At 72.5% G+C, this 12,108-nt stretch carries 10 protein-coding genes; 4 read left to right on the forward strand and 6 right to left on the reverse strand.

Features of this window, described 5'->3' with window-relative positions; translation table 11 throughout:
• Window positions 1–51: 51 nt before the first annotated feature.
• The 5 genes from OG272_RS22830 to OG272_RS22850 all read right to left on the reverse strand — a co-directional run bounded on the left by OG272_RS22830 (window position 52) and on the right by OG272_RS22850 (window position 7,168).
• Window positions 52–969 carry a hypothetical protein gene (locus OG272_RS22830; protein ID WP_327729048.1) on the reverse strand — a complete coding sequence of 306 codons (918 nt, stop codon included), beginning with the start codon at window positions 967–969 and terminating at the stop codon, window positions 52–54.
• A 182-nt stretch (window positions 970–1,151) separates the two neighbouring features.
• Window positions 1,152–1,940 (reverse strand): DUF5707 domain-containing protein, encoded by a 789-nt coding sequence (locus tag OG272_RS22835; protein WP_326581912.1) that lies wholly within the window; start codon window positions 1,938–1,940, stop codon window positions 1,152–1,154.
• Between the two features lie 223 nt (window positions 1,941–2,163).
• Window positions 2,164–2,709: an MOSC domain-containing protein gene (locus tag OG272_RS22840; protein WP_327729047.1), complete on the reverse strand. Its 546-nt coding sequence runs from the start codon at window positions 2,707–2,709 to the stop codon at window positions 2,164–2,166.
• Between the two features lie 65 nt (window positions 2,710–2,774).
• Window positions 2,775–5,927: a sacsin N-terminal ATP-binding-like domain-containing protein gene (locus OG272_RS22845; protein ID WP_405894674.1), complete on the reverse strand. Its 3,153-nt coding sequence runs from the start codon at window positions 5,925–5,927 to the stop codon at window positions 2,775–2,777.
• A 308-nt stretch (window positions 5,928–6,235) separates the two neighbouring features.
• Window positions 6,236–7,168: a DUF3027 domain-containing protein gene (locus OG272_RS22850; protein WP_326581909.1), complete on the reverse strand. Its 933-nt coding sequence runs from the start codon at window positions 7,166–7,168 to the stop codon at window positions 6,236–6,238.
• Window positions 7,169–7,707: 539 nt separating this feature from the next.
• Here OG272_RS22850 and OG272_RS22855 point away from each other — a divergent pair.
• The 4 genes from OG272_RS22855 to OG272_RS22870 all read left to right on the forward strand — a co-directional run bounded on the left by OG272_RS22855 (window position 7,708) and on the right by OG272_RS22870 (window position 11,497).
• Window positions 7,708–9,054, forward strand: a complete 1,347-nt coding sequence (locus OG272_RS22855) for an MFS transporter (RefSeq protein ID WP_326581908.1) — start codon at window positions 7,708–7,710, stop codon at window positions 9,052–9,054.
• Between the two features lie 62 nt (window positions 9,055–9,116).
• Window positions 9,117–9,611 (forward strand): hypothetical protein, encoded by a 495-nt coding sequence (locus tag OG272_RS22860; RefSeq protein ID WP_326581907.1) that lies wholly within the window; start codon window positions 9,117–9,119, stop codon window positions 9,609–9,611.
• A 16-nt stretch (window positions 9,612–9,627) separates the two neighbouring features.
• Window positions 9,628–10,617 (forward strand): futalosine hydrolase, encoded by a 990-nt coding sequence (locus OG272_RS22865; RefSeq protein WP_405894676.1) that lies wholly within the window; start codon window positions 9,628–9,630, stop codon window positions 10,615–10,617.
• A 10-nt stretch (window positions 10,618–10,627) separates the two neighbouring features.
• Complete coding sequence (locus tag OG272_RS22870) at window positions 10,628–11,497, forward strand: 1,4-dihydroxy-6-naphthoate synthase (RefSeq protein ID WP_327729044.1); 870 nt, start codon at window positions 10,628–10,630, stop codon at window positions 11,495–11,497.
• 21 nt (window positions 11,498–11,518) lie between these two features.
• Here OG272_RS22870 and OG272_RS22875 read toward each other — a convergent pair whose 3' ends face one another.
• The gene (locus OG272_RS22875) at window positions 11,519–11,902 is read right to left on the reverse strand and encodes a cold-shock protein (RefSeq protein WP_306819878.1); all 384 of its coding nucleotides are present in this window, start codon (window positions 11,900–11,902) and stop codon (window positions 11,519–11,521) included.
• Window positions 11,903–12,108 lie beyond the last annotated feature (206 nt).

Genomic DNA, 12,108 nt, shown 5'->3' on the forward strand with positions numbered 1-12,108 from the left:
GGCCCCGGGAAGTCCCGGAACCGGCGCCAACACCTCTTACGGCTACCGCGCTTACTTCACGTCGACGGCGTCGGCCGCCGAGGTCACGGCCGCCGTGCCCGCGCTGCCCGCGAAGACGTAGCGGTACGAGCCGTCGGCGGTCGCCTTGACGGTGGTCTTCAGGACGCCCGTGGAGGACGTCTTGACCGTCTTGACGTCCTTGTAGACGGACGTGCCCTTCTTCTTGAACTGCAGCTTCACGGGCTGGCCGCCGTACGCCGGGGTCTTGTTGGTGTTCCAGTTGGCGCGGGTCAGCTTGCTGGTGACCGTGAGGGTCTTGCCCTTCTTGACGGGCTCGGGGGCCGCGTTGGCGCCGGTGAGCCTCGTCTCGCGCTGGAGCTTGGCGGTGCCGAGTTCGCCCTGCCAGGTCTCGCCCAGCTCCAGGGAGTCCTCGTCGAACTGCAGGGCGAGGCCGCCGACCTTCCAGGTCTTGGCGTACGAGTTGACGAGTTCACCGTCGGCAGGCCTGATGTCGATGAGCGCCTTGCAGTTGGCGGTGGTCGCGGAGGTGGCCGTGCAGGACGCCGCCTCGTCGCCGAAGAGCACCGGCACCTCGAGCGTGTCCTCCACCGAGCCGGGCATCGACTTGAGGTAGAGGAAGGGCCCGTTGGCGAAGTCCTCGGAGGTGATGTCGAGGTCCGCGGCGTGCGTGAGCTTGTAGGTGACCGACACCGTGCGGTGCTTGGTCGCGCCGACGACGATCGGCTTGCCGCCGTTCACCTTCATGGCGGAGAAGGAGACATCGAGGTCTCCGTCGGCGGCGGTGGCCGCGCCGAACGCGGACGGCCCGCCGGCGGCGGTGGCCGCCGCCCACTGCGGGGAGGTGGCGATGCCGTTCGCCGAGTCGTCCGCGGCGTACACGGCCGGAGCGGCGAAGGCGGAGAGAGCGAGGGCGCCGGAGACGGCGACCGCGGTGGTTCGGATACGCATGTGTTCCCCCGGTGAAGAAATGGGGCCCGAGGGCGTCGTCACATCGAGCCCGGAAACAACGCGGGTTTGTCGGCCCGCGTGATCTGGTGTGCAGGGGGACGCGCCGGTTCACCCGGCGCGTCCTCCTGCCTCCCGCCGCGGCGACATACCGGCCGAGAGGGGTGAGCCCGTGGGCTCGCTGCCTACTTCACGTCGATGGCGTCGGCCGCCGAGGTCACGGCCGCCGTGCCCGAGCTGCCCGCGAAGACGTAGCGGTACGAGCCGTCGGCGGTCGCCTTGACGGTGGTCTTCAGGACGCCCGTGGAGGACGTCTTGACCGTCTTGACGTCCTTGTAGACGGACGTGCCCGCCTTCTTGTACTGCAGCTTCACGGACTGGCCGCCGTACGCCGGGAACTTCTCGGTGTCCCAGTTGGCACGGGTCAGCTTGCTCGTGACCGTGATGGTCTTGCCCTTCTTGACCGGCTCCGGAGAGGCGTTCGCGCCCGTGAGCTTCGTCTGGCGCTGGATCTTGAAGGTCTTGGCCGGGTCCTTCTCGACGTAGTCGGCGTCCTTGGCCGCGGCGAGCGCCCAGACCTTCCAGGTGCCGGCCACGGAGTTGATCAGGTTGGACTGCGTCTCGACGGTGAAGCTCGCCTTGCAGGACGCTGTCGTCGCGTTCACCTTCTTGCAGGTGGCGCGGCTGTCGTCGTTGCCGTTGGCGACGGCGCCGCTGTCGGCGGTCTCGAGGCTCGCGCCGTGGTACAGGACCACGGTGACGTCCTTGAGGCTGATGCCCGAGTCGTCCGTGGCGGTGAAGGAGACCGCGAAGGTCTTCTTCCCGGAGCCGACGACGACCGACTTACCGCCGTTGACCACGACGTTGGAGATCTTCGTGTCGCCGGCGGTCGGAGCGGCCTGCGCGGCCGGGGCGACGAAAGCGGTCAGAGCCAGGGCGCCGGTGACGGCACCCACGATGGCACGCTTGTTCAATGCATTCCCCACGTGGAAGGGATCTCGCGGACGGTCGGTCCCAGGAGATCCGGTTCAGGTCTGTTGAGCCGGTCGACTTCCGGGAGTCGAGTGACTCCTGAGAAACCCGTCGGTTCGGGTGATCAGATTCACGAGGGAGGCGAATGGTTGTACGAGATTCGAGTTTCCCGTGAAGATGTCGTCCAGATCACACCGACCCCCGGACGCAACCCGGCAAAAGCCGCTATACGCGCTCCAGCGGGTGATGTGGCCCCACCGGAAGCTCGACGTCGATCGCGTCGCCGGGACGGACCGTTCCCCCCTGCCGGACCACCCCCATGATCCCGGACTTGAAGGTGAAGTCCCCTGTCGCGGCGTCGAGTTCGAAGACCTCCTTCAGCAGCCCCTTCTGGAACGTGTTGATCTGGTCGCACGGGTTGCGGAGCCCCGTGACCTCCACGATCGCCTCGTCGCCGAGGTGCAGCAGAGCCCCCGTGGGAAGGCCCAGCAGGTCGATCCCACGGGTGGAGATGTTCTCGCCGAGCTGACCGGCCGCGACGGTGAAGCCCTTCGCGGCCAGCTCGTCGAAGAGCTCCTCGTGGATGAGGTGCACCTGACGCAGATTGGGCGCGTCCGGCTCGTACGTCATACGGAACCGGTGCTTGACGGTCCTCCCCGCGTGGACATCGCCCTCGACGCCGAGACCGGTGAGCAGCGTGATGCTCGCACGGTTCGGCTTGCTGAAGGAGTACGTCCCGTTCGCGCTCACAGCCGTGACCCGCGCCGCCATCGTGTGCTCGCCTCTCCTGCCGTGCGTATCCCCACTCCGACCCGGCCCGCCGCGCGCGGGCACGCTCAGTCGAACCAGCGGTCCCGCGCCAACTCCGCCGTCCTGGACGGGTCTTCGAGCAGCGCGGCCACCTCGAAGCGGCGTGGCCACTGACCCGCCGCCCAGGCCAGCCCGGCGGCGACCCCCTCCAGGGTGGAGGCGTGCAGTACGCCGTCCCGGGTGCGGCGCCAGTCCAACTCGACTCCGTCGACGACCAGTTCCTCATGCTCGAAGTACGACGAGGGGGTGGCCGGGCCGAGCAGGACCCGTACCGACTCCGGTACGTCGTGTTCCGTGCCCTCCGAGTCCACCTCGCCCGTCACCGACTCGCTGAGCCGCCGCACCTGGAACAGCTCGGCCAACTCGGCGGCCCGGGACGGCCGTACGGGCAGCAGGGGCATCCCGGAGGTGAAGGGCAGCAGGTCGGGCGAGTCGACGACCACGGCGTCGGCCGCGTCCACGACGGTCACCTCGCCGTCCACCACCGCGCGCAACTCGTCCGGCAGCGTCACCTGTTCGGGATCGAGGTCGGCCAACGCGCCGTAGAGTCCGTGCAGTTGGGCGGCGGACACGGGCAGGTCCGGGTCGGCCAGGCGCTCCAGCAGCTCGGCGGCGCCTCCCGGTTCGTCCAGCAGCGCGGCCACCGACGTCCGGACGCCCAGCGCCCGCAGGACCTGTTCGTCGTCGAAGCCGGTGGCGTCGGCCTCGTCGTACAGGCCGTGCAGGAGCGGGTCGCCGCCGGCCGCCAGGAGGCCCGCCGGGCGGCGGCCGTCGAGGACCGGGTGGCCGCGCAGCCACCAGGCGGTGTAGGGGCGTACGACCTCGTGCGTGCCGTCCGGGAGCAGGATGCGTACCGGCTGGACGAGGGCGTCGCGCAGCGGCGGCCGGGCGAGCAGCGCGAGCGCCTCCGGCCAGCGGTCCTCGTCGACGAGGTCCAGGTCGCGCACGGCCACGATCTCGGTCGCGACGGGCGGTACGGGGCTGTCCGGGAACCGGTCGAGGATGTCCTCGGACCACACGTCCACCGCGTCGAGCAGCCCGGCGTCGTCGGGTTCGGCGAAGTCCCCGTCGCGCGGCTCCAGTTCGTCCGGGTCGAGGACGACGTCGGTGGCGCGGACGAGGGCGAAGTTGGCCAGGACTCCGCAGGCGGCCAGCGGCTGTTCGCCCCAGCGGTCGGCCAGCTCGGCGTCCACGAAGGCGAGTTCGTCCTCGCGGATGACCTGGGCGAAGGGGCTGCCGGGGAGGACGAGTTCACCGGCGGGTGCCAGTTCACCGTCCTCGTCGGTCAGGGCGAGGGCGCCGAGCCAGGGTTCGTCGCCGGGGTCGAGGGCGGCGTCTCGGACCAGGGCGAGGACGAGGTCGGCCAGTTCGTCGGCGTCCGGTCGTCCGTCCTCCTCGTCCCAGACACCGCCGTCGTCGTCCAGGGACGCGGCCACGGCGGCCCGTACCTGCGGGGTGGTGAGCACGGCGCGCGGGGTCGCGGGCAGGGCGCCCAGCTTCTCCAGCAGCGGATGTGCGGCGTCCGGGTGGGCGACCTTCAGACCGAGACGGGCGAGGGTCTCGGGGGCGGCCTGCGGCCCGTCGGGGGTCGGCAGGAGCACCTGACGCGGCCCGATGGTCGTCCGTCCGTCCGCGAGCGGCACCGGGAGCCCGGACAGCCGGTCCGGGTCGACGCCGGCGAGGCTGTCGTAGAGCCGCCGCCACCAGTCGGGCGCCTTCTCCAGGCCCGCGAGCCGGTCGATCGCGTCGCCCAGCGGCAGGCGCGCGACGCCCAACGTACGCAGTTCCGCGCGCCGTTCGAGCCCGGCGGGCAGCAGGCTGGGCAGTACGTCGGAGAGAACGTGCACGGTCTCGGCGCCGGCCCCCTCGACGACCTCGGCGTCACGCGGCCGGAGGGAGGCCGGAAGGTCGTCGTCCTCGTCCTCGGGATCGGGCCGGTGCGCGGGCGGGAGGAAGGAGGTCCGCGGCAGCCGCTCCAGGATCGCCTGGCGCAGGGCGCCGTCCAGCTCGCCCTTGCCCAGCGGGCCGGGCACGAGGTCGATGATCCCCTCGTCCACCGGCTCCCAGGCGGCGAGCAGTCCGGCGTACGCGTCCGCCGCGCGCTGCACGAGGAAGTCGGTGAGCGGCCCGGGCGCGGCGTGCCGCCGGGTCGTGTCCAGCGGGAAGGAGGCGATGAGCAGCGCGGGCACGCCGAGGGCCTCGTCGCTGGGTGTGGGCGCGTGCACGACGGGGCTGGTGAGCGGCCGTACCGGCGCGCCGTCGGGCCCCGTCGGCACCGCCCAGGTGACGGACCAGTGCGGCCGCAGCCGCTCCTCGACGGGCCGGTCGGTGAGCAGGGCGCCCTCGATCACCCCGTGCTCGGCGACGGTACGCCAGCGCGTGACCCCGTCCCGCGAGTCCTCGACGACGACGTACGCCCCCTCCACGCGCCGCCGCATCGTCCGTACCTCACCGGCGCCGACCTCGATGACGACCTCATCGAGGCCGGGCAGCGCGAGCAGCAGGGCGTCGTCGACGGCGTGCAGCAGCCGCTCGGCGAGATCGGCGGCGGCGGTGTCGCGCAGCGGCAGGATGACCACGGTGTCGTACGACTCCGGGGCGGACCCCTCGGCCGCGAACGGCAGCCGCAGCAGCGGCACATGGCCGTCACGCCGGCGGATCTCGTCGCCCAGCCCCGGGCTGTGCCGCGCGGTGTCGGCGGCGAGCAGCCGGGCCTCGGCGAGCGACCAGCGGATACCGCCGTGGCGCCCGACGACGGCGGGCTCGTCGGTGACGGCGAGCACGGCGGCGAAACCGACGCCGAACCGTCCCACCGCGCCGACAGCGCTGTCAGCGCCGACAGCGGGCTCCCGCTTCGCGGACGCGCGGAGCGTGGACAGCGACTCGACGCCGCCCGCGTCCAGCGGGGCACCGGTGTTGGCCGCGACGAGGACGCCGTCGCGGAGGGTGAGCCGCAGCCGTCCCGGCACCTTGGCCCGCGCGGCGGCGTCGGCGGCGTTCTGCGCCAACTCCACGACGAGACGGTCCCGGTAGCCGCCGAGGACGAGATCCTCCTCGGCGTTGGCATCCTCACGGAACCGGGCCGGGCTGGTCGCCCAGGCGTCGAGCACGCCCCGCCGCAGCCGAGCCGTCCCGAACGGGTCCGCACCCTCGGCCGCCGGCCGCACGAACTTGCTCACGGTCACTTCTTCCTGTCGCCTGATGGCACGAAGGTACCGCGTCGCTGCGCTGCGTATGCCGGACGCCCAGGGGGGTGGGGGGTACCTGTAATTTCGGCGGGTGCGGCTGCGTGGGGGCTGGTCGCGCAGTTCCCCGCGCCCCTGAAGACCCACGCCCCTGCGGGGCCTGAAGGCGGCGGTCGGCGGGCCGAAAAGCACGGGGCGGAGCCCCTGCTTTTCAGGGGCGCGGGGAACTGCGCGAGAAGCCCCACCGGACCCGCACCCGCCGACGCACCGAACCCCCGGACTCTCAGGCGAACCCACGAACCCTACGAGTGCCCCAGATCCGCCTCGTCCTCGGCCTCCTCGGCCCCCACCGGCACCGAACCGGAATCCGGCGACGGCCGCAGCGGGAAGGGATCCACGCGGGTCTCGTCGAGCCGGGGCGGGGCCGGCCGGGGCGGAGCGGGCATGACCGCCGCCTCCGAGTGGCCCCCGCATCCGTACGTGAGGGAGACCATCCGGCCGTCCGCCGGCGCGTACTCGTTCGCGCACACCCCGAAGGCCTGCCCGAGCGACCCCCCGATCGGCACCAGGAATCCACAACTCACACACGCCGCGGGCGCGGCCTGGGCCATCGCGGTCTTCGCCCCGAACCCTTCCTCCCACCGGTCCGCGGCCGTGTGCAGCCCGTACCGGGACAGGACGCGCGCCCGCCGCATCCCCAGTTCCTCGGCGACGGCCGCGATGGACCCCCGGGTCGGCACGAGCGGCAGGTTGGCCGGTACCCCGGCGGTGACCTCGGCGTCCTCCGCCTCCACCAGCTCGGCCATGTCGTGCGAGACCGGGGAGTTCGGCAGCGGCTCGTCCTCGCCGGAGTACCCGGGCTCCAGCCGCAGGTCCTCGGCGTCGGTGGGCAGCAGGTCGCCGGGGCCCATGTCGCCCGGCCGGAGCCGCTCGCTCCACGGCACCCACTCCGGCGCGAGCAGCGCGTCCGGACCGGGGAGCAGCACCACCTCGTCCAGCGTCACGAACTTCGCGCGTGAGGCACGGGCGACGGTGACGGCCCAGCGCCAGCCGCGGTAGCCCATCTCCTTGCATTCGAAAAAGTGCGTCACCACGCGGTCGCCCTCGGAGACGAGCCCCGCGTGCTCGCCCACCACGCCGGGCGCGGCGGCCTCCTCGGCGGCGCCGCGGGCGAGGTCGACGGCCTCGGCGCACAGACGGTCGGGGGTGCGGCTTCGCGTTGTCGCTGCGCTCACAGGTATCGCTTCTCTCCTACGCCGTCTCACGAGTGCGCCTCCCTCGGCGAGGGGTGCGGACGGAGCGGACCAGTGGGCCGCGTCGACGTCCGCGCCCGATCGCACTCGGGCGCACCTATGTCATCCATTCTGCGGGATGAACGAGAGGCGCGCGGCCGAGAACAACCGCCGCAGGCGCGCTATGCACGCTACCTTCTCCCGGGCTCCACGCCCACACCGACGTACGGTTCCACGGCGCTCGGCTTCGGCGCCGGTTGGCCTGAACGGCACGCCCGGGAGCCCGGGAGGGCGGTTCGTCGGGCGTCCGCGGGTGGTGCGTGGCCGCTCGCGCGGACCCCCACCGGCCCTGAAAAGCAGGCGCCGCGCAGTCACCGTCGCCCGTGCCCGGGGCACGGAGAACCGCGCGACCAGCACCCACCGGCCCTCGGCCAACACACCCCGCAGCCATACGAGCGGTAACCGCACTACGGCCCGCCTTCTCGGGGCACTATGACGAGGTGAACGGCGCCGAGCGGGGCGAAGCGCGCGGATCGGGTCGGGTGACCGGCACCGTCCGCTCGGTGGGCCGCGCCCTGCACCTCCCGTTCACGGGCCCGGCCCGAGGCATCCGCAGGGCCACCCACGCCCACGGCGCCGGCGAATCGGGCCTCGGCAAACTCATCGAACTGCACGGGGTGAACGGCGCCGGCGACGTGATGATCACCGTCTCCCTCGCCTCCACGGTCTTCTTCTCCGTCCCCACCGACGAGGCCCGCGGCCGCGTCGCCCTCTACCTCGCCATCACCCTCGCCCCCTTCGCCCTCCTCGCCCCCGTCATCGGCCCCCTCCTGGACCGCCTCCCGCACGGCCGCCGCGCCGCGATGGCCGGCGCGATGCTGGTCCGCGCCCTCCTCGCGCTGCTCCTCGTCGGCGCCGTCGAGACGGGCAGCCTCCAGCTCTACCCCGCCGCCCTGGGCGTCCTGGTCGCGTCGAAGGCGTACGGAGTGGTCCGCAGCGCGGTCGTACCCCGGCTGCTCCCGCCCGGGTTCTCCCTGGTGAAGGCCAACTCCCGGGTCACCCTCTGCGGCCTGCTCGCCACCGGCGTCGCCGCGCCCATCGGCGCCGGACTGCAGGCGATCGGCGCGCGCTGGCCGCTCTACGGCGCCTTCTTGATCTTCGTCGCGGGGACGTTCCTCTCCTTCACGCTTCCCTCGAAGGTCGACTCGGCGAAGGGCGAGGACAGGGCCCTGCTCGCGGCGGACGCCGAGCATCTGCACGGCCCGCACCGCAGTGAGTCGCTCAAGCGGCCGGGGCTGCGGACGGTCGGCCCGGCCGTCACCCACGCCCTCGCCGTGAACGCCGCCCTGCGCGGCCTCTCCGGCTTCCTGATCTTCTTCCTGGCGTTCCTGCTGCGCATCCACCCGCTGGACGGGCAGAGCGCCGCCGTCTCGCTGGGCATGGTGGCCGTGGCGGCCGGTACGGGCAACGCGCTCGGCACGGCCGTGGGCGCCTGGGCGAAACAGCGCTCGCCGGAGCTGATCATCGTGACCGTCGTCGCCGTCGAACTCGGCGTGGCGATCACGGCGGTCCTGTTCTTCGGCACGTTCCTCATCGCCTGCCTCGCCGCGGTCGCCGGCTTCTCGCAGGCCCTGTCGAAGCTGTGCCTGGACGCCCTGATCCAGCGCGACGTCCCCGAGCTGGTGCGGACCTCGGCCTTCGCCCGCTCCGAGACCCTGCTCCAGATGTCCTGGGTGGTCGGCGGCGCCATCGGCATCGCCCTCCCCCTCAACGGCACCCTCGGGATGGCCGTGGCCGCCGCGATCGTCGCCGCCGGCTGGCTCACCACCGTCCGTGGCCTGCTCTCCTCCGCCCGCCACGGCGGCGCGCCCCGCCCCCGTGTGGCATGACCGACCCGGCACGCCGGACCCCACGTAAGGGCACCCCTGGACATGCCAGATAGCCTTCGCCCATGACCTCCCAGCCCCGCGGCGGAGCCGCTCGTCGACGCGGCCGTCGCGCCGCAGCCACTCTCGGCGCTGTTTCCGCCGGACTTCTCGTCCTGTCTGCCTGCGATGAGCCGACGCCGATGGCCACCGTCACGATCGGCACCGACTCGATCAGCGCCGAGGCCGCGTGCTACCGGACCCTGGACGCCGCACAGGCCAAGGAGTGCGCGCAGGAGAAGCCCTCCAAGTCGATCGAGCTGCCCCAGGGCGAGACCCTGCGCATCGGTGTCGACCCCGAGGTGTCCGAGACGGGCTGGGCCCTGTGGATCAACGGGGAGCAGGCCACGAACAACACGTTCGACAAGACGTACTGGTCGTTCGAGAACGCGGACCTCTTCGCCACCCAGCCCGGTCAGCCCGCCCAGAAGTCGCTGACCATCAGCGTCGTCGAGCAGAACGCCGAGGGCTCGAAGATCGAGGGCGTGTGGAACTTCGAGCTGAAGAACCCGGACGCCTGATCCGCACCCGCCGCTCATGCGCATTCTCGTAGCCACCGCCGTCCCCGCCGAACGGGACGCGGTGGCACGAGCGCTCCCGGGCCCCACTTCCGAGGTACGGCTCCCGGCGGCGACCCTCCACCGCTACCGAGCCGTCGGCCACGACGACGGCCCGCTGCCGTCCGGACACGACGACGGCGCCCTGCCGTCCGGGCACGACGACGGCCCGTCGGCCGCCGATCCCGGACACGGCTCCCCGGCCGCCGATCCCGGACACGGCTCCCCGGCCGCCGATCCCGGACACGGCTCCCCGGCCGCCGATCCCGGACACGGCTCCCCGGCCGCCGATCCCGGACACGGCTCCCCGGCCGCCGGTCATGGCCACGGCACCCCGCCCGATCGGCGCTCTGCGCCCTCCTCTGGCCTGGATGTCGACCTCCTCGCCGCCGGTGTGGGCCCCGCCCTGGCCGCCGCCTCCGCCGCCGGGGCGTTGACCGCGGCGGTTCTGGAGGGCAGGCCGTACGGGCTGGTCGTGTCCACCGGGATCGCGGGCGGCTTCCTGCCGGAGGCGCCCCTCGGCTGCCTCGTCCTCGCCGACGAGATCACGGCGGCCGATCTCGGCGCCGACACGCCCGACGGCTTCCTGCCCGTCACCGACCTGGGTTTCGGAACCGTCACCCACCACCCGCCGCAGGACCTCGTACGCGCCGCCGCGGCCGCCACCGGCGCCCGCACCGGCACCGTGCTCACGGTCTCCACGGTCACCGGCAGCGCCGAGCGCGCCGCCGCGCTGCGCGCACGCCATCCGCGCGCGCTGGCCGAGGCGATGGAGGGCTTCGGCGTCGCCGAGGCCGCCGCCGCGCACACCACGCCCGTCCTCGAACTGCGCGCCGTCTCCAACGCCGTGGGCCCGCGGGACCGCGCCGCCTGGCGCATCGGCGACGCGCTGACCGCACTCACCGAGGCCTTCGGGAAGCTGACGCCCGTACTGGAGAGTTGGGACCCCTATGAGCCCTATGAGCCCTGAGGCGACACCCATGAGCCGCGCGACCACCCCCGCCGGGACCGGCACGCTGCGGATGGCGTACTCGCCCTGCCCCAACGACACCTTCGTCTTCGACGCCTGGGCCCACGACCGGGTCCCCGGCGCGCCCGCGCTCGACGTGACGTTCGCGGACATCGACATCACCAACGGCATGGCCGAACGCGGCGACCTCGACGTCCTGAAGGTGTCGTACGCCGTCCTGCCGTACGTCCTCGACGAGTACGCGCTGCTGCCCTGCGGCGGCGCGCTCGGGCGGGGCTGCGGCCCGCTGGTGCTGACGCGGGAGCCGGGCACGGACCTCACCGGCCGTACGGTGGCCGTGCCTAGCGAGCGGTCGACCGCGTATCTCCTCTTCCGCCTCTGGGCGGCGGACACCCTGCCGGGCGGGGTCGGCGAGATCGTGGTGATGCCGTTCCACGAGATCATGCCGGCCGTGCGGGACGGCAAGGTCGACGCCGGTCTCGTCATCCACGAGGCCCGTTTCACGTACCGGAACTACGGCCTCCACAAGCTCGCCGACATGGGCGAGCACTGGGAGGACACGACCGGCCTGCCGATCCCGCTGGGCGCGATCATCGCGAAGCGCTCGCTGGGCGAGGAGACGCTGACGAGGGTCGCGGAGACGATCCGTACGTCCGTCCGCGCGGCCTGGGACGACCCCGAGGCCTCCCGCCCTTACGTCCTCGAACACGCCCAGGAGATGGACCCGGCCGTCGCCGACCAGCACATCGGGCTGTACGTCAACGAGTTCACGGCCGATCTCGGCGAGGACGGCTACGCGGCGGTCAGGGGTCTGCTCACGCGTGCGGCGGCCGAGGGACTGGTACCGCCCCTCGGCCCCGACGCACTCGAATTCCCTTAGAAATCCCCGGAGTCGGCGGGGCTACACATCCAACTGGTCGGCCACGGCGCGGAGAAGACCCGCGATCTTGTTGCCCGCGGCCCGGTCGGGATAGCGGCCCCGCTCCAGCATCGGCGTGATGTTCTCCAGGAGCGTCGTCAGATCCTGCACGATCGAGGCGAGCTCGTCGGGCTTCTTGCGCTGGGCGGCGGCGACCGAGGGGGCCGGCTCCAGGATCGTCACGGAAAGAGCCTGGTCGCCGCGCTGACCGGCGACCACCCCGAACTCCACCTTCTGACCCGGCTTCAGGGTGTCGACACCGGCGGGCAGTACGGAGGAGTGGACGAAGACGTCACCGCCGTCGTCGCGGGAGAGGAAGCCGAAGCCCTTCTCGCTGTTGAACCATTTGACCTTGCCAGTCGGCAAAGCACACGCTCCCTCTATCGCTGCCGGACTGACACCGGACACCCTTGAACTGCCGTCATGACAGCCTACCGGGGCTCTCCCCAGCGACACACAGGCTTAATCACGCCTGGAAACAGGACTGAGCCCCTACCTGTGCCGGCAGGGGCTCAGAGGGGCGCGGGAGACTCCAAGAGCCTTGGCGGCGTCCAGACCAGCACGGGTGCGCG

Origin of the sequence: Streptomyces sp. NBC_00104 (genome assembly GCF_045160825.1) — a bacterium.
Taxonomy (GTDB): Bacteria; Actinomycetota; Actinomycetes; order Streptomycetales; family Streptomycetaceae; genus Streptomyces.